This is a genomic window from Streptomyces sp. NBRC 110035, from assembly GCF_000829695.1.
Classification (GTDB): domain Bacteria; phylum Actinomycetota; class Actinomycetes; order Streptomycetales; family Streptomycetaceae; genus Streptomyces.
Genome location: NZ_BBNN01000020.1, coordinates 195,648 through 215,348, shown reverse-complemented (window position 1 = coordinate 215,348; position 19,701 = coordinate 195,648). Strand labels below are relative to the sequence as shown.

At 70.7% G+C, this 19,701-nt stretch carries 20 protein-coding genes; 3 read left to right on the top strand and 17 right to left on the bottom strand.

Features of this window, described 5'->3' with window-relative positions; all coding sequences use genetic code 11:
• Positions 1–97: 97 nt before the first annotated feature.
• From TU30_RS10505 to TU30_RS10495, 3 genes are all read left to right on the top strand, one after another.
• Positions 98–1,348, top strand: coding sequence for a sensor histidine kinase (locus TU30_RS10505; RefSeq protein WP_042167595.1), 1,251 nt, complete (start codon positions 98–100; stop codon positions 1,346–1,348).
• Positions 1,345–1,995, top strand: a complete 651-nt coding sequence (locus tag TU30_RS10500; RefSeq protein WP_042167592.1) for a response regulator transcription factor — start codon at positions 1,345–1,347, stop codon at positions 1,993–1,995. The genes TU30_RS10505 and TU30_RS10500 overlap by 4 nt, the downstream gene beginning before the upstream one ends.
• A gap of 119 nt (positions 1,996–2,114) precedes the next feature.
• Positions 2,115–3,938, top strand: coding sequence for a glycoside hydrolase family 18 chitinase (locus TU30_RS10495; protein ID WP_042167589.1), 1,824 nt, complete (start codon positions 2,115–2,117; stop codon positions 3,936–3,938).
• 81 nt (positions 3,939–4,019) lie between these two features.
• Here the strand turns inward: TU30_RS10495 and TU30_RS10490 are convergent, their stop codons facing one another.
• From TU30_RS10490 to rpmE, 17 genes are all read right to left on the bottom strand, one after another.
• Positions 4,020–4,466, bottom strand: a complete 447-nt coding sequence (locus tag TU30_RS10490; protein WP_042167586.1) for a DUF2550 domain-containing protein — start codon at positions 4,464–4,466, stop codon at positions 4,020–4,022.
• Between the two features lie 170 nt (positions 4,467–4,636).
• Positions 4,637–5,014: a F0F1 ATP synthase subunit epsilon gene (locus TU30_RS10485; RefSeq protein ID WP_042167583.1), complete on the bottom strand. Its 378-nt coding sequence runs from the start codon at positions 5,012–5,014 to the stop codon at positions 4,637–4,639.
• 113 nt (positions 5,015–5,127) lie between these two features.
• Positions 5,128–6,564: a F0F1 ATP synthase subunit beta gene (gene atpD / locus TU30_RS10480; protein WP_042167580.1), complete on the bottom strand. Its 1,437-nt coding sequence runs from the start codon at positions 6,562–6,564 to the stop codon at positions 5,128–5,130.
• A complete protein-coding gene (locus tag TU30_RS10475; protein ID WP_042167579.1) occupies positions 6,561–7,505 on the bottom strand; it encodes a F0F1 ATP synthase subunit gamma in 945 nt (314 codons plus the stop codon). Before TU30_RS10475 ends, atpD begins: the two co-directional genes overlap by 4 nt.
• A gap of 23 nt (positions 7,506–7,528) precedes the next feature.
• A complete protein-coding gene (atpA, locus tag TU30_RS10470) occupies positions 7,529–9,121 on the bottom strand; it encodes a F0F1 ATP synthase subunit alpha (protein ID WP_042167576.1) in 1,593 nt (530 codons plus the stop codon).
• A 175-nt stretch (positions 9,122–9,296) separates the two neighbouring features.
• Positions 9,297–10,112, bottom strand: coding sequence for a F0F1 ATP synthase subunit delta (locus tag TU30_RS10465; protein ID WP_042167574.1), 816 nt, complete (start codon positions 10,110–10,112; stop codon positions 9,297–9,299).
• Complete coding sequence (locus tag TU30_RS10460) at positions 10,109–10,654, bottom strand: F0F1 ATP synthase subunit B (RefSeq protein ID WP_042167571.1); 546 nt, start codon at positions 10,652–10,654, stop codon at positions 10,109–10,111. The genes TU30_RS10465 and TU30_RS10460 overlap by 4 nt, the downstream gene beginning before the upstream one ends.
• Positions 10,655–10,698: 44 nt before the next feature.
• The gene (gene atpE / locus TU30_RS10455) at positions 10,699–10,929 is read right to left on the bottom strand and encodes an ATP synthase F0 subunit C (RefSeq protein ID WP_042167569.1); all 231 of its coding nucleotides are present in this window, start codon (positions 10,927–10,929) and stop codon (positions 10,699–10,701) included.
• Positions 10,930–11,000: 71 nt separating this feature from the next.
• The gene (atpB, locus tag TU30_RS10450; protein ID WP_042167567.1) at positions 11,001–11,822 is read right to left on the bottom strand and encodes a F0F1 ATP synthase subunit A; all 822 of its coding nucleotides are present in this window, start codon (positions 11,820–11,822) and stop codon (positions 11,001–11,003) included.
• 225 nt (positions 11,823–12,047) lie between these two features.
• Positions 12,048–12,497, bottom strand: a complete 450-nt coding sequence (locus tag TU30_RS10445; protein ID WP_042167564.1) for a hypothetical protein — start codon at positions 12,495–12,497, stop codon at positions 12,048–12,050.
• Between the two features lie 345 nt (positions 12,498–12,842).
• On the bottom strand, positions 12,843–14,222 hold the full coding sequence (locus TU30_RS10440) for an MraY family glycosyltransferase (RefSeq protein ID WP_042167562.1): 1,380 nt from the start codon (positions 14,220–14,222) through the stop codon (positions 12,843–12,845).
• A gap of 195 nt (positions 14,223–14,417) precedes the next feature.
• Positions 14,418–15,662 (bottom strand): serine hydroxymethyltransferase, encoded by a 1,245-nt coding sequence (gene glyA / locus TU30_RS10435; RefSeq protein ID WP_042167560.1) that lies wholly within the window; start codon positions 15,660–15,662, stop codon positions 14,418–14,420.
• A gap of 134 nt (positions 15,663–15,796) precedes the next feature.
• Positions 15,797–16,474: a low molecular weight phosphatase family protein gene (locus TU30_RS10430; protein WP_042167559.1), complete on the bottom strand. Its 678-nt coding sequence runs from the start codon at positions 16,472–16,474 to the stop codon at positions 15,797–15,799.
• The gene (locus TU30_RS10425; protein WP_042167557.1) at positions 16,471–17,118 is read right to left on the bottom strand and encodes an L-threonylcarbamoyladenylate synthase; all 648 of its coding nucleotides are present in this window, start codon (positions 17,116–17,118) and stop codon (positions 16,471–16,473) included. Before TU30_RS10425 ends, TU30_RS10430 begins: the two co-directional genes overlap by 4 nt.
• Positions 17,119–17,173: 55 nt before the next feature.
• A complete protein-coding gene (gene prmC, locus TU30_RS10420) occupies positions 17,174–18,061 on the bottom strand; it encodes a peptide chain release factor N(5)-glutamine methyltransferase (protein WP_042167556.1) in 888 nt (295 codons plus the stop codon).
• Between the two features lie 102 nt (positions 18,062–18,163).
• Positions 18,164–19,240, bottom strand: a complete 1,077-nt coding sequence (gene prfA / locus TU30_RS10415) for a peptide chain release factor 1 (RefSeq protein WP_042167554.1) — start codon at positions 19,238–19,240, stop codon at positions 18,164–18,166.
• 102 nt (positions 19,241–19,342) lie between these two features.
• Positions 19,343–19,564: a 50S ribosomal protein L31 gene (rpmE, locus tag TU30_RS10410; RefSeq protein ID WP_007499053.1), complete on the bottom strand. Its 222-nt coding sequence runs from the start codon at positions 19,562–19,564 to the stop codon at positions 19,343–19,345.
• Positions 19,565–19,701 lie beyond the last annotated feature (137 nt).

Below are 19,701 nucleotides of genomic sequence, written 5' to 3'. Positions count from 1 at the left end.
GATGAACTCCCCGTACATCGAAAGGTGCAGTACAGCGCCGCCGAGGACCGTTCTCGGGCATCAGGCGACGGCCGCGCTCAGCGTGTTGGATGGAGTCATGGCCCCACGACTTCCCCGGCCCCACCGCTTCGACGTGTGGGCCTCGCTCGCCGGACTGTCCGGCGGGCTGCTGCTGTGGGGCATCGGGCTGGGCATGCGGCCCGCCGACGAAGCCTACGTGGTCTTCGACGGCAGGTGGCCGCTCCTGGTCCCGCTCGTCGTGATCGCCGGCTGCGAGCTGCTGCGCCGCAGCGCCCCGCGCACCGCGCTGCTCACCGGCACGGCCGCGCTGCTCGCCGACGGACTCACCCAGGGCAGCCTGGTCACGATCATCATGTACACCGACCTGATGTACGCCGCCGTCCTGTACGGCACGCCCGCCGCCGCCCGCCTCCTCCCGCGGATCACCGCGCTGCTCACGGTCGCGGGGGCGCTGGTGCCGTACGCGGTGTGGCGGGTGCCCGAGGCACTGCTGGTCGGGGTGGCCGTCGGCGTCGTCGCGTTCACGCCCGCGTCGACCGGGCTGATCGTGCGCAACCACCGCGAGGCCGCCGAGACCGCCCGGCTGCGCGCCGAGCAGACCGCGCTGCTGGCCGAGATGGACCGCACCCAGGCGGTGACCGCGGAACGCTCGCGGATGGCACGGGAGTTGCACGACATGGTCGCCAACCACCTGTCCGCGATCGCCATTCACTCCACCGCCGCGCTCTCCCTGGACGACGAGGCCGCCTCCCGGGACGCGCTCGCCGTGATCCGGGAGAACAGCGTCCAGGGGCTGGCCGAGATGCGCCGCCTCATCGGCATCCTGCGCCACCACGACGACCGGGAGCCGGCCGCCACCCCGACCCTCGACGGTCTCGGCTCCCTGGTGGAGGGGGCCCGCACCAACGGCCTGGACGTCGCCTTCGACCCGCTGCCCGACGCCGCGCACGGTGACGTCCCGCCGCCGGTGGAGCTCGCCGCGTACCGGATCGTGCAGGAGTCGCTGACCAACGCGCTGAAGCACGCCGGCCGGGGGCCGGTCACCGTGCGGCTGCGCCACGAGGCCGGCGCCCTGGACATCCGCGTGGTCAGCCCGTACGGCGACCGGGACGCCCCGCGCGCCCCGGGCTCCGGGGCCGGTCTGGTGGGGATGCGGGAACGGGTCGCCCTGCTGCACGGCACCTTCGAGGCCGGCCCTGGGGACGGCGGCGGCTCCGCGCGGCCCGGGACCTGGGTCGTGCACGCCTCCCTGCCCCTCTCCGGCCCCCCCCCCGCCGACGCCACGGCCACCACCCCCGCGCCCACCCTCCGAGGAGAGACCGCATGATCCGCGTCCTGGTCGCCGAGGACCAGTCGGCCGTCCGCGCCGGGCTGGTGCTGATCCTGCGCAGCGCGCCCGACATCGAGGTGGCGGGCGAGGCGGCGGACGGCGAGCAGGCGGTGGCCCTCGCCCGCGAACTGCGGCCGGACGTGGTGCTGATGGATGTCCAGATGCCGCGCCTGGACGGGGTGGCGGCCACCCGGCAGGTGGTCGCGGAGGAGCTCGCCGACGTGCTGGTGCTGACCACCTTCGATCTCGACGAGTACGTCTTCGGGGCGCTGCGGGCCGGGGCCTCGGGGTTCCTGCTGAAGAACACGGAGGCGAAGGACCTCATCGCGGCCGTGCGCACGGTGGCGCGCGGGGAGGGGATCGTCGCCCCGGCCGTCACCCGACGGCTGATCGCCGAGTTCGCGGCGAAGCCCGCCCGCGCGGCCGCGGCCGATCTGTCGGTGCTGGACTCCCTGACCCGGCGTGAGCGGGAGGTGCTGGCCTGTCTCGGCGAGGGCCTGTCCAACGCCGGTGTCGCGGAGCGTCTCGACATGGCGGAGGCCACGGTGAAGACGCACGTCAGCCGCCTTCTGGGGAAGCTGGGCCTGCGCAGCCGGGTGCAGGCGGCGGTACTCGCACAGGAGTTGGGCGTCCAGGGGCCGTGACGGCCTAGTGGTCCAGACCTATTGACCCGTGGTCCAGACCTTTCTATCCTCACGGCACCGCGGGTGTGATGGCTCAGTCATGCCCGCGACGACATCCGGCCTCACAAAGGAGGCGCAGCATGCGCTTCGGACACAGAGCCGTGGCAGGGTTCGCGACCCTGCTCCTCCCCTTCTCCGCCCTCGTCGCCCTCGCGAGTCCCGCCCAGGCAGCGACGTCCGCCACCGCCACCTACGCCAAGACCCAGGACTGGGGCTCCGGCTTCGAGGGCAAGTGGACGGTGAAGAACACCGGCACCACCGCCCTCAGCGCCTGGACCGTCGAGTGGGACTTCCCCTCCGGCACCTCCGTCACCTCCTCCTGGGACGCCGACGTGACGTCCTCGGGCAACCACTGGACCGCCAAGAACACGTCCTGGAACGGCACCCTCGCCCCCGGCGCCTCCGTCAGCTTCGGCTTCAACGGCTCCGGCACCGGCTCCCCCGCCGGCTGCGAGCTCAACGGCGGCAGCTGCGACGGCACCTCCGTCCCCGGCGACGCGGCACCCTCCGCGCCCGGCACCCCCTCGGCCTCCGGCGTCACCGACACCTCGGTGAAGCTGTCCTGGTCCGCGGCCACCGACGACAAGGGCGTCAAGAACTACGACGTCCTGCGCGACGGCGCCAGGGTCGCCACCGTGACCGGCACCTCGTACACGGACAGCGGTCTCAGCAAGGGCACCGACTACTCGTACGGCGTGCGGGCCCGTGACACCGCCGACCAGACCGGCCCGGTCAGCGGCTCGGTGAAGGTCCGCACCACCGGCGGGACCACGGAGCCGCCGCCCACCGGCGACAAGATCAAGCTGGGCTACTTCACCGAGTGGGGCGTCTACGGCCGCGACTACCACGTCAAGGACCTGGTGACGTCCGGCTCGGCCGAGAAGATCACGCACATCAACTACGCGTTCGGCAACGTCGTGGGCGGCCAGTGCAAGCTCGACGACGCCTACGCCGCCACCGACAAGGCCTACACCGCGGACCAGTCCGTCAGCGGCACCGCCGACGCCTGGGACCAGCCGCTGCGCGGCAACTTCAACCAGCTGCGCCAGCTGAAGGCGAAGTACCCGCACATCAAGGTGCTGTACTCCTTCGGCGGCTGGACCTACTCCGGCGGCTTCGGCCAGGCCGCGCAGAACCCGGCCGCGTTCGCCGAGTCCTGCAAGCAGGTCGTGGAGGACCCGCGCTGGGCCGACGTCTTCGACGGCATCGACATCGACTGGGAGTACCCGAACGCCTGCGGCCTCACCTGCGACACCAGCGGCCCGGCGGCCTTCACGAACCTCTCCCGGGCCCTGCGCGCCGAGTTCGGCCAGGACTACCTGGTCACCGCGGCCATCACCGCGGACGGCTCGGACGGCGGCAAGATCGACGCGGCCGACTACGGCGGCGCCGCCCAGTACCTCGACTGGTACAACGTGATGACGTACGACTACTTCGGCGCCTTCGACAAGGACGGTCCCACGGCCCCCCACTCGCCGCTGACCTCGTACGACGGCATCCCGCAGGACGGCTTCAACTCCGCGGCCGCGATCTCGAAGCTGAAGGCGAAGGGCGTCCCGGCGAGCAAGCTGCTGCTCGGCATCGGCTTCTACGGCCGCGGCTGGACCGGTGTCACCCAGGCCGCCCCCGGCGGCGCGGCCACCGGAGCGGCGCCCGGCACCTACGAGGCCGGCATCGAGGACTACAAGATCCTCAAGAACAGCTGCCCGGCCACCGGCACCGTCGCCGGCACGGCCTACGCCCACTGCGGCGACACCTGGTGGTCCTACGACACCCCCGCCACCATCGACAGCAAGATGGACTGGGCCAAGGACCAGGGCCTGGGCGGTGCGTTCTTCTGGGAGTTCAGCGGTGACACCGCCAACGGCGAGCTGGCCACCGCCATCGACAGCGGCCTGAAGTAGACCGCGGGTCCGCAGGACCCCGCACGGCAGAGGTGCTCCCCCGGACCCGGTCCGGGGGAGCACCCGTGTGTCGGCGCCCGGCTACGCCACGTTCACCCTCTGGCCGGGCGGGGCCGCCTCCAGCCAGGCGAGGAAGCCGGTCAGCGCGTCGTCGCTCATCGCGAGCTCCAGCCGCCTGCCCCGGTACAGACAGGCGAGGATCACCGCGTCCGACAGCAGCGCCAGCTCCTCCTCGCCCTCGGGCACCCGGCGGCCGGCCACCTCGATCACCGAGCGCTCCAGGACCCGGCGCGGGCGCGGGGCGTAGGAGAAGACCCGGAACCACTCCACCCGGTCCCCGTTGTAGCGGGCCACCCCGTACGCCCAGCCCTTGCCGCCGGAGTCGCCCGGTTCGGGGGCGTCCCAGCGCAGGCTGCAGTCGAAGGTCCCGCCGGAACGCTGGATGAGGCGGCGGCGCAGACCGAAGACGAAGAGGCCCACCACCACGAGCGCCACGACACTTCCGCACACAGTCAGAGCGAGGACCATCGACACCGACCTCCTCGTCTCCTAGGTAACGGAACGGAAAAATCATCCAGATCTGCCTCAGCCGCGACCGGGTCCGGATCGCTCCGGTCCCAGCCGCGGCTGAGTGACGTCATCGTACGGCTCCCTCAGAGCCTAAACGGCTCGGAAGGCGCCTCGGGCACCCCGGTCGTTCAGCGGCCCGCCGCAGCGGCCCGCAGGCGAACGTCCGCGCGACGCTCCGCAGAGGCGTCGGCGTCCGACTTCGCACGGTCGAGCGCCCGCTCGGCACGCTGGACGTCGATCTCGTGCGACAGCTCGGCGATCTCCGCCAGCACCGACAGCTTGTCGTCGGCGAACGAGAGGAAACCGCCGTGCACCGCGGCGACGACCGTCCCGCCGTCGTTCGTACGGATGGTCACCGGGCCCGACTCCAGCACACCCAGCAGCGGCTGGTGACCGGGCATGACGCCGATGTCGCCGGACGTGGTGCGCGCGACGACCAGGGTGGCCTCCCCGGACCAGACCTCTCGGTCGGCCGCGACCAGCGCGACGTGCAGCTCAGCAGCCAAGATGGCTCCTCGGGTCACCACCCGGCAGGTCCGCCGGGTGTTGGTTACAAGTCTAGTGGGCGTGGATCGGGGGGCGGGACGGTGCCCGCCCCCCTCTCACTCGAGCACGTGGCTCAGGAGACGCCCAGCTCCTTCGCGTTGTTCTTCAGGTCCTCGATGCCACCGCACATGAAGAACGCCTGCTCCGGGAAGTGGTCGTACTCGCCGTCGCAGATCGCGTTGAACGCGGCGATCGACTCGTCCAGCGGCACGTCCGAACCGTCCACGCCGGTGAACTGCTTGGCGACGTGGGTGTTCTGGGACAGGAAGCGCTCCACGCGACGGGCGCGGTGGACGGCGAGCTTGTCCTCCTCGCCGAGCTCGTCGATACCGAGGATCGCGATGATGTCCTGCAGGTCCTTGTACTTCTGCAGGATGTTCTTCACCCGCATGGCCGCGTCGTAGTGGTCCTGCGCGATGTAGCGCGGGTCCAGGATGCGGGACGTGGAGTCCAGCGGGTCCACGGCCGGGTAGATGCCCTTCTCGGAGATCGGACGGGAGAGAACCGTCGTCGCGTCGAGGTGGGCGAAGGTGGTGGCCGGGGCCGGGTCGGTCAGGTCGTCCGCGGGGACGTAGATCGCCTGCATCGAGGTGATCGAGTGACCGCGGGTCGAGGTGATGCGCTCCTGGAGGAGACCCATCTCGTCGGCCAGGTTCGGCTGGTAGCCCACCGCGGAGGGCATACGGCCGAGCAGGGTCGACACCTCGGAACCGGCCTGCGTGAAGCGGAAGATGTTGTCGATGAAGAACAGCACGTCCTGCTTCTGGACGTCACGGAAGTACTCGGCCATGGTGAGGCCGGCCAGCGCGACGCGCAGACGGGTGCCCGGCGGCTCGTCCATCTGACCGAAGACCAGGGCGGTCTTGTCGATGACGCCCGACTCGCTCATCTCGTCGATGAGGTCGTTGCCCTCACGGGTGCGCTCACCGACACCGGCGAACACCGAGACACCGTCGTGGTTGTTGGCGACGCGGTAGATCATCTCCTGGATGAGCACCGTCTTGCCGACGCCGGCGCCGCCGAACAGGCCGATCTTGCCGCCCTTGACGTACGGGGTGAGCAGGTCGATGACCTTGACGCCGGTCTCGAACATCTCGGTCTTCGACTCGAGCTCGTCGAAGTTCGGCGCCTTGCGGTGGATCGGCCAGCGCTCGCCCGTGTAGGACTCGTCGCTGTTCAGCACCTCACCGAGGGTGTTGAACACCTTGCCCTTGGTGAACTCGCCGACGGGCACGGAGATCGCCGAGCCCGTGTCGGTCACCACGGCCTGGCGGACCAGGCCGTCGGTGGGCTGCATCGAGATGGTGCGGACCAGGCCGCTGCCCAGGTGCTGGGCGACCTCGAGGGTCAGCGTCTTCAGCTCGCCCGCGTTCGCCGGGTCGGCGACCTCGACGTGCAGGGCGTTGTAGATCTCCGGCATCGCGTCGACGGGGAACTCCACGTCGACGACCGGGCCGATGACCCGGGCGACTCGGCCCGTGGCCGTCGCGGTCTCAACAGTGGTGGTCATGAATTGTCACTCCCCGCGTTTGCGTCGGCCAGAGCGCCTGCGCCACCGACGATCTCGCTGATTTCCTGGGTGATTTCGGCCTGGCGGGCCGCGTTGGCAAGACGGGAGAGCGTGTTGATCAGCTCGCCCGCGTTGTCGGTGGCCGACTTCATCGCGCGCCGCGTGGCGGCGTGCTTCGAAGCGGCCGACTGGAGCAGCGCGTTGTAGATGCGGCTCTCCACGTAGCGCGGCAGCAGGGCGTCGAGGACGTCCTCCGCCGAGGGCTCGAAGTCGTACAGCGGAAGGATCTCGTCCTTGGTGGACGCCGCGGCCTCAGCCGCTGACGTCCCCGCCTCGGCGACCTCTTCGAGACGCAGCGGGAGCAGCCGGGAGCCGAGCGCGGTCTGCGTCATCATCGAGACGAACTCGGTGTAGACGATGTGGAGTTCGTCCACCCCGCCGTCCGCCGTGTCCTTCTCGATGGCCTCGATCAGCGGCGTCGCGACCTTCTTGGCGTCCGCGTACGAGGGCTCGTCGGTGAAGCCCGTGAACGACTCCGCGACCGTGCGCTCGCGGAAGTTGTAGTGCGCGAGCCCGCGGCGGCCGACGATGTACGTGTCGACCTCCTGGCCCTCGCGCTCGAGGCGCTCGGTCAGCTGCTCCGCCGCCTTGATGGCGTTGGAGTTGAAGGCGCCGGCCAGGCCGCGGTCGCTCGTGAGGAGCAGGACCGCGGCACGGGTCGGGTTCTCCGCCTCCGTCGTCAGCGGGTGCTTGGCGTCCGAACCGGTGCCGACCGCCGTGACCGCACGGGTCAGTTCCCGGGCGTACGGCGAGGAGGACCGCACCTTGCGCTGCGCCTTGACGACGCGCGAGGCGGCGATCATCTCCATCGCCTTGGTGATCTTCTTGGTCGCGGTGACGGATCGGATGCGACGCTTGTAGACCCGGAGCTGGGCTCCCATGAGTCAGGTCCCTTCCTTGGACGTCACTTGGCGGCAGCGGCCGGGGCGTCCTCGCCGAGCAGCTTGCCGTCGCTCGTCTCGAACTGCTTCTTGAAGGCCGCGACCGCGTCGCCCACGGCCTGGAGGGTGTCGTCCGACATCTTGCCGCCCTCACGGATGGAGGTCATGAGGCCCTGCTCACTGCGGTGCAGGTACTCCAGCAGCTCCTTCTCGAAGCGGCGGATGTCGGCGACCGGCACCTCGTCCATCCTGCCGGTGGTGCCGGCCCAGACGGAGACGACCTGGTCCTCGGTGGACATCGGCTGGTACTGGTCCTGCTTCAGCAGCTCGACCATGCGCTGACCGCGCTCCAGCTGCGCCTTCGACGCGGCGTCCAGGTCGGAACCGAAGGCGGCGAACGCCTCCAGCTCACGGAACTGGGCGAGGTCCACGCGCAGCCGGCCGGAGACCTGCTTCATCGCCTTGTGCTGGGCGGAGCCACCGACGCGGGAGACCGAGATACCGACGTTCAGGGCCGGGCGCTGACCGGCGTTGAACAGGTCGGACTCCAGGAAGCACTGGCCGTCGGTGATGGAGATGACGTTGGTCGGGATGAACGCCGACACGTCGTTGGCCTTGGTCTCGACGATCGGCAGACCGGTCATCGAGCCGGCGCCCATCTCGTCGGAGAGCTTGGCGCAGCGCTCCAGCAGGCGGGAGTGCAGGTAGAAGACGTCGCCCGGGTAGGCCTCACGGCCCGGCGGGCGGCGCAGCAGCAGGGAGACGGCGCGGTAGGCGTCGGCCTGCTTCGACAGGTCGTCGAAGATGATGAGGACGTGCTTGCCCTCGTACATCCACTGCTGGCCGATGGCCGAGCCGGTGTAGGGCGCCAGGTACTTGAAGCCGGCCGGGTCGGACGCCGGGGCGGCGACGATGGTCGTGTACTCCAGGGCGCCGTTCTCCTCCAGCGCGCGGCGGACCGACGCGATGGTGGAGCCCTTCTGGCCGATGGCGACGTAGATGCAGCGGACCTGCTTGTTCACGTCGCCGGAGCGCCAGTTGTCACGCTGGTTGATGATCGTGTCCACGGCCAGCGCGGTCTTGCCGGTGCCGCGGTCGCCGATGATCAGCTGACGCTGGCCGCGGCCGACCGGGGTCATGGCGTCGACGGCCTTGTAGCCCGTCTCCATCGGCTCGTGCACCGACTTGCGCTGCATGACCGTGGGGGCCTGCAGTTCGAGGGCGCGGCGGCCCTCGGTCTCGATCTCGCCGAGGCCGTCGATCGGGGTGCCGAGCGGGTCGACCACGCGGCCGAGGTAGCCCTCGCCCACGGCGACGGACAGGACCTCGCCGGTGCGGGAGACCGGCTGGCCCTCTTCGATGCCGCTGAACTCACCGAGGACGACGGCACCGATCTCGCGCTCCTCGAGGTTGAGGGCGAGGCCGAGGGTGCCGTCCTCGAACTTCAGCAGCTCGTTGGCCATGGCCGAGGGAAGACCCTCGATCTTGGCGATGCCGTCGCCGGCGACGGTGACCGTGCCGACTTCCTCGCGCGAGGCCGCGTCCGGCTTGTACGACTGGACGAAGTTCTCCAGTGCGTCCCGGATCTCCTCCGGCCGGATCGTGAGCTCCGCCATCTGAGTTCCCTGCTCTCCTTGTTGGGCCCGAAGTTTCACTTTGGGGGTATTCCACGAGTCGGGGACTCCCCCCGGAAAGAGGTGAATCCTCTGCACGGCCCAACCAGGGCCGTAGGTACGTACGACGTGTTCAGTTGCCGCGTCCGCCGCGTGGTGCGCGGGGGACGCGTCGGCGCTAGCCGGCCAGTCGGCGGCTCGCGTCCTCCAGCCGGTCCGCGAGGGAGCCGTTGATGATCTCGTCCCCGACCTGGACCCGCATCCCGCCGACGACCGCGGGGTCGACGTCGAGGTTGAGGTGCATGGCGCGGCCGTAGAGCTTCGCGAGGGCGGCGCCGAGGCGCTGCTTCTGCGGGTCGCTCAGCGGCACCGCGGAGGTGACGACGGCCACCATGCGGTTGCGACGGTCGGCGGCGAGCTTGGACAGGGACTGCAGTCCCGCTTCCAGGCTACGTCCACGCGGCGCGGAGACCAGACGCGTCACCAGACGTGCGGTGGTCGCGTCCGCCCTGCGTCCGAGCAGGCTGTTCAGCAGCTCGCTCTTGGCCGGGGCGGTGGCCTTGCGGTCGGTCAGCGCGGCGCGCAGGTCGTTGTTCGCGGAGAGGATCCGGCCGAACCGGAACAGCTCGTCCTCGACGCTGTCGAGCGCGCCGGCCTTCTGCGCGGCGGTGAGGTCGGCGAGGTCGGCCAGCTCCTCCAGCGCGTCCACCAGGTCGCGGGGCTGCGACCAGCGGGAGCGCACCATGCCGGAGACCAGGTCGGCGGCGGCGCCGCTGAGCTGGGTTCCGAGCAGGCGCCGGACCAGGTCCGCCTTGGTCCCGCCGTCCTGCGCCGGGTCGGTGAGGACCCGGCGCAGCGACACCTCGCGGTGGAGGAGCGCGGTGACGGCGGCCAGCTCTTCGGCGAGCGAGCCGGCGTCGGCGGACGTGGAGTCCGTCAGCGCGTCGAGACGCTCACGTGCGGCTGCCAGGGCCTCGCGGCTCGCTCCGTTCATCGTGCGGCCTCGGCCTTCTGGTCGAGGTCGTCGAGGAACCGGTCGATCACACGGCTCTGCCGGGCGTGGTCCTCGAGGGACTCGCCGACGAGCTTGCCGGCCAGGTCGGTGGCGAGCTTGCCCACGTCCTGGCGCAGCACGGACGCGGCGGCCTTGCGGTCGGCCGCGATCTGCGCGTGACCGGCGGCGATGATCTCCTCGCGCTGCCGCTGGCCTTCCGCGCGCATCTCGGCGATGAGCGTGGCGCCCTGCTCCTGTGCCTCCTGGCGCAGGCGCGCGGCCTCGTGCCGGGCCTCGGCGAGCTGGGCCTTGTACTGCTCAAGGACGCTCTGGGCCTCGGTCTGAGCGGCCTCGGCCTTCTCGATACCGCCCTCGATGGACTCGCGCCGCTGCTCCAGAACCTTGTTGATGTTCGGGAGGAGCTTCTTCGCGAGGAAACCGAAGACGATGACGAAGGCGAGCAGGCCGATGACGAGCTCGGGGATCGGCGGGACGAGGGGGTTCTGGACCTCCTCGGCCGCGATATGAAGCAGCTTGCTCATATCAGAGTGCCTTTCGTCTGGTGGGCCGGTCGTGAATCAGACGATCACAGACCGTAGACGAACGGCATGACCAGACCGATCAGGGCGAGCGCCTCACAGAAGGCGAAGCCGAGGATCTGGTTGGAGCGGATCAGGCCGGCGGCCTCGGGCTGACGGGCGAGAGCCTCGGTGCCCTTGCCGAAGATGATGCCGACGCCGATGCCGGGACCGAAGGCGGCGATGCCGTAACCGATGGAAGCGATCGAGCCGGTGACAGCGGCCAGGGTGTAGGACATTCCGGTTCTTCCTTTTCTTCACGGGCCGGTGGGGGGTGGGCCACCGGACGAATGGGGGTGGTGCGGGACGCTCAGTGGTGCTCGGCGAGCGCGCCCTGGATGTAGGTGCAGGCCAGGAGAACGAAGACGTACGCCTGCAGGGCCTGGATGAAGAGCTCGAAGAGGGTCATCACCAGGACCATCACGAACGAGACGCCGGCATAAGCGATCCCGATGCCGTTCAGCAGGTACCAGCTGGCGATGGTGAACAGCACCAGCAGGATGTGGCCCGCGAACATGTTCGCGAAGAGCCGCACGGCGTGGGTGAAGGGTCGCACGAGCAGGTTCGAGAAGGCCTCGATCAGCATGACGACCGGCAGCGCCGCACCGAGCGACTTGTCGTAGCCGGTGAAGTTCTTCAGGGCGCCGACGAAGCCGTGCCGCTTGAAGGTCAGCGAGACCCACACGGCGTAGACGAGCAGCGCCAGCCCCAGCGGGTACGCGATGACCGACGTCACCGGGAACTGGGCGAGCGGGATGATCGACCAGAGGTTCATCATCCAGACGAAGAAGAACAGCGCGACGATGAACGGGACGTACTTCTCGCCCTCGCGCTTGCCCATCGTCTCGTAGACGACGCCCCGGCGGACGAAGTCGTAGCCGGCCTCGGCGACCATCTGGAGCTTGCCGGGGACGACCTGGGGCCGGCGGAACGCCGCCCAGAAGAAGCCGATGATGATGACCGAGCCGAGCAGCGCCAGCAGCATCGTCTTGTTGAAGTACACACTGCTGTCACCGTCGCCCCACATGGGCTCGAACAGGAACGAGTGCAGCCCGGGAGACGGGAAGCCACAGCCGTCGAAGATGTGGCAGTCGGTCTCGAAGGCGAGCACCTGTGTCGGGTCAGCACTCACCGCGGGCTCCTTCAGCGTGGCGCATTGATTCGGCAACCTCGTGGTGTCGGCGCGGCACGGAGCCGCGGATCGGCACGGGACTGGTGTTACGGATGTGGGGGCGGCTGTGGGGCATCTCGCCTCGCGATGTGTCAGGCGTCAGCGTGGATGCCCGCGCCCGCGATGCCGCAGTTGGCACCGGACGATAGCAGGGTCTGTCGTGCACCCTTATCCCGGCCCTACGTCTCACGGCTGGCGCCCCGAAGCTTCCTTCGCCTCAGCCGTGTTGCCGGTCGCCGTCGGTTCGGGGTCCACGTAGTAGGTCTTGGCCTTCATGGTGGCGCGCGCCTGCGCCGTGACCCAGGTGAGGGTGGAGACGAGCAGGGAGAGCGCGAAGGCCTGGGGGTGGAAGAGCGTCGTGTCCTTGAAGAGCGCGATGAAGACGAAGATCAGCAGGATCTGCGTCAGATACATCATCATGCCCATGGCCTGGAACAGGTGCGGGATCGACCTGGCGATCCACTGGAGGACGTACAGCCCGGTCCCCATGAGCAGGATCACGAGCGCTGCACCGATGACCGCGCCGATCGCTCCCTGGCCGCCTTCGACGGCACCACCGACCGCGACCGCGACGGCACCGACGGCGGCGGTGGGTACGGCAGCCTGCATCAGGATCCGGACGTCGTTGGACGGCATGGCGGAACTCCGCTTTGAACAGGGGGCAAAGGATGTCGTCAGGGACGAGCGTAGTCCCGCGGACGGAGGGCGGTTTCCCTCCGCCGGCGAACCGTCGTACTGCGGTTCCCCGGCTCTCCCCGACGAGACTCGTGAACGGTATCACAAACTATTTGATGCAGTCTTTACCTAATGGCCGCAGGGAAGGTCACGCATGCGAGTGAGCCTACACACCTGAGGGTGCGAGGGGTCGACTTGTCTGGTATTAGGGCGCTTCACGCCCCCAAGAGTGCCCCATCGCCACCCCACGACTTGGCAATGCTCTAGTCGGATTCTTACCTTGACCGTGATGTGTGCCATGCCGCCTCAGCGGGAACCCGCGGTCGTCCCCCGGTCGCCCGGGTGCGCGTGGTGGCCCAGGGCCGTCGCACCGTTGCCCCCCGAGACCCCGGCGGTCACCGGGGCACGGCGGTCGGCCGCGGCGGCGGCCCGGTCGTCCGGCTCCGTGCCCGCCGGGGCGTCCGCGTCCGGGGCCCGCTCTCCCGCCTCCTGCGGGGCGGACGCGGCCGCCGGGGACCGGCGACGGCGGTAGCGCGGCGGGACGACGCGCTGGGCCCACAGGGGCGCGCGCGGGGTGAACCGGGGCAGCAGGAGCAGCAGCAGACCGAGGGCGCTCAGGATGACCACGCTGAGCACGATCCACATGGACGCCGAGTTGACCGAGTAGGCGAGCGCGCCGAAGGCGATCAGCGCCGACCAGAAGTACATGATCAGCACCGCCCTGCTGTGCGAGTGGCCGATCTCCAGCAGGCGGTGGTGCAGGTGGCCCCGGTCCGCCGCGAACGGCGACTGGCCGCGCCAGGTGCGGCGCACGATGGCCAGGACGAGGTCGGCGGCCGGCACCGCGATGATCGTCAGCGGCAGCAGCAGCGGGATGTAGACCGGCACCGTCTGGTGCACGGCCTCCTTCTCCCCGCCCGCGTACAGGTTCAGGGCGTCGGGGTCGACCTGGCCCGTGATGGAGATCGCGCCGGCGGCGAGGACCAGACCGATCAGCATGGAGCCGGAGTCGCCCATGAAGATCCGCGCGGGATGCATGTTGTGCGGCAGGAAGCCCAGGCACATGCCCATCAGGATCGCCGAGAACAGCGTCGCCGGGGCGGCCGCCTCGATGCCGTACGAGTACCAGATGCGGTACGCGTACAGGAAGAACGCCGCCCCCGCGATGCACACCATGCCGGCCGCGAGACCGTCCAGGCCGTCGACGAAGTTGACCGCGTTGATGGTGATGACGACCAGGGCGACCGTGAGCAGGGTGCCCTGCCACTGGGTGAGCGCGACCGAGCCGACGCCGGGGATGGGCAGCCACAGGATCGTCAGGCCCTGCACGACCATCACACCGGCGGCGATCATCTGCCCGCCCAGCTTGATCAGGGCGTCGATCTCGAACTTGTCGTCCAGCACACCGATCAGCCAGATCAGCGCCGCTCCGGAGAGCAGCGCCCGTGGTTCGTTGGACTTCTCGAAGAGCTGGCTGAGGTTGGTGAGGTGGTCGGCGACCAGCAGTCCCGCGCACAGTCCGAAGAACATGGCGATCCCGCCGAGCCGGGGAGTGGGTTCCCGGTGCACGTCGCGTGCCCGGATCTCCGGCATCGCTCCCGCCACGATCGCGAACTTCCGTACCGGCCCTGTCAGCAGATACGTCACCGCGGCCGTGATGCAGAGCGTCAGCAGGTATTCACGCACGGGCTTCCCCACAGGTCTCGCTGGCCATCACAGCCTCACACCCTAGCGAGGCACGCATACGGGTGAGGACTTCCGGGTGGCGACGATGGTTGCACGTGTGTCCGTGCACAGCGGCGCACACGGCCCGACCGCCCGGGTGCGCCTGCCCCGCGTCGGCGCCCGTACGGGTGCGCGTGCCCGGCCGGGTGACATGTCTCAGCCAGGATATGGCGGAAAGGCGGCGGTCAGTTCGTGGACGTCCGTGCGGGTCCGCGCCGGCTCGGTGCCGCCGCGCAGGACGCTCGCCAGCAGCCCGGCGATCAGCACCATCTCCCGCTCCCCCATGCCCTGCGTGGTCACCGCCGCGGTGCCCAGGCGCAGTCCGCGGTCGTCGGCGTGCGGCAGGACACAGCAGTCCAGGACGATTCCGGCCGCCGCGAGCCGGCCGCGGGCCTCGCGCCCCTCGACGCCGAGCGGAGCAGGGTCGGCGGTGATCAGGTGGGTGTCCGTGCCGCCGGTGGTGACGAGGAGTCCCTCGTCGGCCAGAGCTTCGGCGAGGGCCCGCGCGTTGGCGACGACCTGGTGGGCGTACGCGGCGAAGGCCGGGGTCGCCGCCTCCCCGAAGGCGACCGCCTTGGCGGCGACGGTGTGCATCTGGGCCCCGCCCTGGGTGAAGGGGAAGACCGCGCGGTCGACCCGTTCGGCCAGCTCGGCGCCGCAGAGGAGCATGCCGCCGCGCGGCCCGCGCAGCACCTTGTGCGTGGTCGCGCAGACGATGTCCGCGTACGGGACCGGACTGGGCGCCGCTCCCCCGGCGACGAGCCCGATGGGGTGCGCGGCGTCGGCGATCAGACAGGCGCCCACCTCGTCGGCGACCTCGCGGAAGAAGGCGTGGTCGATGTGGCGGGGGTGGGCGATGGAGCCGCAGACGATCGCCTTGGGCCGGTGGGCGCGGGCCAGGGCGTGGACCTGGTCGTGGTCGATGTGCCCGGTCTCCGCGTCCACGCCGTAGCCGACGAAGTCGAACCAGCGGCCGGAGAAGTTCGCGGGCGAGCCGTGGGTGAGGTGGCCGCCGTGGGCCAGGCCGAGGGCGAGGACGGTGTCCCCGGGGCGCAGCAGGGCGGCGTAGGCGGCCAGCACGGCCGACGATCCGGAGTGCGCCTGGACGTTGGCGTGGTCGGCGCCGAAGAGTGCCCTGGCCCGCTCGACGGCGAGGCGTTCGGCGGCGTCGGCGGTCTCGCAGCCGCCGTGGTGGCGGGCGCCCGGGTATCCCTCGGCGTACTTGTTGGCGAGCGGTGAGCCGAGGGCGGCCAGCACGGCGGGCGAGGTGAAGTTCTCGGCGGCGATCAGCTGGAGGGTGGTCGCCTGCCGCTCCCGCTCCGCGTCCAGGATCCCGGCGAGTTCGGGGTCCTGCCGGCGCAGAACCCCGAACCCGCCCTCGAGGGCGTGGGTGACCGTCATGGTGCGCTCCCGGACATCGAAGCCGGCGTACGACCAATGTAGGCCCGCCGCCCCCGCCCCGCTCGGCTGCCGCGCCTCCCGGAAGGTCGCGGCCGCCGCCCCGGGCAGGTCGGCCGGGCACCGCGGCGGAGCCGTCAGGTTCGGGTCGGGACGCCGGTGAGGGCGGTGACGACCGGGTCCAGGGCCTGGTGTATCTCGTCGCCGATGGAGCGGAAGAACGGCAGGGGCCCGCCGTAGGGGTCGTAGACCTCGTCCGCCTCGGCGGTCGGGGCCAGCAGCCACCCGCGCAGCGCGGCGGCGGCCCGGACCAGGGCGCGGGCGCGCATGACCAGGCCCTCGTCCACCGGGGGCAGGGTCGCCGGGTCGATCGCGTTCACCAGGCGGGTGAACTCCTTCAGCGTGAAGGTGCGCAGGCCCGCCGAGTGGCCCATGGAGATGACCTGGGCGCGGTGGTCGCGGGTCGCGGTCAGCACCAGGTCGGCGCGGATCACGTGGTCGTCCAGCAGTTCACGGCCGGTGAAGCCGGAGGCGTCCGCGCCGAAGTCGGCCAGCACGGTCTCCGCGTGGGACTCCATCGGCGCGCCCTCGTGCCCCCAGGTGCCCGCGCTCTCCACGATCAGCCCGCCGCCCAGGAGGCCCAGCCGCTGGCTCACGAAATGCCGGGTCAGCCGCTCGGTGATGGGCGAGCGGCAGACGTTTCCGGTGCTGACGTGGAGGATGCGGAAGGTGTCGCGCGGAAACCCGAAGGTGGTCGTCTCCTCCGCGCTGCGTTCCCTGTTGCCTATGCCACGCCCCGACTCGGGGGCCGTCAATTCGCCACCTCGAGGTCGGGTACCACTTTGCGCAGCTCCTCCGGCGGGATGGCGCCTTCGCGCAGCAGCACGGGCACGGGGCGCGTGACGTCGACGATCGACGAGGGGACGATGCCCGGGGTGGGCCCGCCGTCGAGGTAGACGGAGACGGAGTCGCCGAGCATCTCCTGGGCCGCGTCGCAGTTCTCCGGCGCGGGGTGCCCCGTCAGGTTGGCCGAGGAGACGGCCATCGGGCCGACCTCGGTGAGCAGCTCGATGGCGACCGGGTGCAGCGGCATGCGGACGGCGACCGTGCCGCGGGTGTCGCCGAGGTCCCACTGGAGGGACGGCTGGTGCCGGGCGACCAGGGTCAGCGCGCCCGGCCAGAACGCGTCGACCAGTTCCCAGGCCTGCTCGGAGAAGTCCGTGACCAGGCCGTGCAGGGTGTTCGGGGAGCCGATGAGGACGGGCGTGGGCATGCTGCGGCCGCGCCCCTTGGCCTCCAGGAGGTCGGCGACGGCCTCGCCGGTGAACGCGTCGGCACCGATGCCGTAGACGGTGTCCGTCGGCAGCACCACGAGCTCGCCCCGGCGGACGGCGGACGCGGCTTCACGCAGACCGGTCGCGCGGTCGGTCGCGTCGTTGGTGTCGTATCGCCGAGCCATCTGGCGGGCCTCCTCGTACACATGCGGCTGGGGGTGGTCGAAGTCTGCCGGACGGTCACGGCAGCGCCTTGCGGGCGGTGGCGAACCGGGGCCGGTTGTTCAGGTCGGGGTGGTCGGCGGCATCGGTCCAGCCACGGTCCTCGGCGAAGATCCACGGGACCTGGCCGCCCTGGGTGTCGGCGTGCTCGACGACGACCACGCCGCCGGGGCGCAGCAGGCGGTGCGCGGTGCGCTCCAGACCGCGGATGAGGTCGAGGCCGTCCTCGCCGGAGAACAGCGCCAGGCCGGGGTCGTGGTCGCGCGCCTCGGGGGCGACGTACTCCCATTCGGTGAGCGGGATGTACGGCGGGTTGGAGACGACGAGGTCGACCTGGCCGTCGAGGTCCGGGAAGGCCGTCAGGGCGTTTCCCTGGCGCAGTTCGACGCGCGAGCCCTCCATGTTCTTGCGGGTCCACACGAGGGCGTCCTCGGACAGCTCCACGGCGTACACGCGGGAGCGCGGCACCTCCTGGGCGAGGGCGAGCGCGATGGCGCCCGAGCCGGTGCACAGGTCGACGACGCACGGCTCGACGACGTCCATGGCCCGTACCGCGTCTATGGCCCAGCCGACGACCGACTCGGTCTCCGGGCGCGGCACGAACACCCCGGGCCCCACCTGGAGTTCGAGGTAGCGGAAGTAGGCGTGCCCGGTGATGTGCTGGAGCGGTTCGCGCGCCTCGCGGCGGGCGACGACCTCCCAGTAGCGGGCGTCGAAGTCGGCGTCCCTGACGGTGTGCAGTGCGCCGCGTTTGACGCCGTGCACGAACGCGGCGAGCTCCTCCGCGTCGGTGCGCGGCGAGGGCACGCCTGCGTCGGCGAGCCGCTGGGTGGCCTGGGCCACCTCCGCGAGCAGCACGCTGCGGGGGCTCGGGGGGCGCCCCCCACTATGGTGCTGCACGCTCATCCTCCGGAGGTTCTTGTACGGTCGCTGCGGCGGCCCGGTTGTCCGGGCCCCTCGCGCGGGGCCCGGACAGCGGGCCCGGTGCTCAGGCCCGGTGGGCCGGCCTCATGCCGCGGCGAGCTTGGCGGCCGAGTCCGCGTCGACACAGGCCTGGATCATCGCGTCCAGATCGCCGTCCAGGACCTGGTCCAGGTTGTACGCCTTGAACCCGACGCGGTGGTCCGAGATGCGGTTCTCCGGGAAGTTGTAGGTGCGGATCTTCTCGGAGCGGTCGACGGTGCGGACCTGGCTGCGCCGGGCGTCCGCGGCCTCCTTCTCCGCCTCCTCCTGCGCCGCCGCGAGCAGCCTGGAGCGCAGGATACGCATCGCCTGCTCCTTGTTCTGCAGCTGGCTCTTCTCGTTCTGGCAGGAGGCGACGACTCCGGTCGGCAGGTGCGTGATGCGCACGGCGGAGTCGGTGGTGTTGACGGACTGCCCGCCGGGTCCCGAGGAGCGGTAGACGTCGATCCGCAGGTCGTTCGGGTTGATCTCGACGTCGACCTCCTCCGCCTCGGGGGTCACCAGGACGCCCGCCGCGGAGGTGTGGATGCGGCCCTGCGACTCGGTGGCCGGCACCCGCTGCACGCGGTGCACACCGCCCTCGTACTTCAGCCGGGCCCACACGCCCTGGCCGGGCTCGGTGGCGCCCTGGCCGCCCTTGGTCCTCACGGAGACCTGGACGTCCTTGTAGCCTCCCAGCTCGGACTCCGTGGCGTCGATGATCTCGGTCTTCCAGCCCACGCGCTCGGCGTACCGCAGGTACATGCGCAGCAGGTCACCGGCGAACAGGGCGGACTCGTCGCCGCCCGCGCCCGCCTTGACCTCGAGGATGACGTCCTTGTCGTCGCTGGGGTCGCGCGGGACCAGCAGCAGGCGGAGCTTCTCGGTGAGCTCCTCGCGCTGCTTCTCCAGGTCCTTCAGCTCGGCGGCGAAGTCCGGGTCGTCCGCGGCCAGTTCACGCGCGGTCCCGATGTCGTCCCCGGTCTGCTTCCAGGTGCGGTACGTGGTGACGATCGGGGTGAGTTCGGCGTAGCGCTTGTTCAGCCTGCGCGCGTTGGCCTGGTCGGCGTGGACCGACGGGTCGGCGAGCTTCGTCTCCAGGTGGGCGTGCTCGGCGACGAGTTCCTCGACGGCCTCGAACATCTTGGGCTCCTGCTGGTACGTGGGTGAAGGGGCGGACCAAAAACGCCGGTCCCGGCCTGCCCCGGGCGGGGGCGCGGCCGTGGACCGGCGAAATGGGGCTCGCTACTTCTTGGAGCCGGCGGCCTTGCCGAAGCGGGCCTCGAAGCGGGCCACACGGCCACCGGTGTCGAGGATCTTCTGCTTACCCGTGTAGAACGGGTGGCACTCGGAGCAGACCTCGGCCCGGACGGTGCCGGACTCGATGGTGCTGCGGGTGGTGAACGACGCGCCGCAGGTGCAGCTGACCTGCGTCTCGACGTACGCGGGGTGGATGTCGCGCTTCAAGGTGACTCCTAGGTTCGGGAGGGCGCCGGGTCGCCGCCGCGGGATGCGGGAGCGTGAACCGGAGCCGACGTACCAGTCTGCCAGGACTGGTGCCATCCCCCCAAACCGGGGGCCGCCTCCTTTTGTTCCCGGCGCGG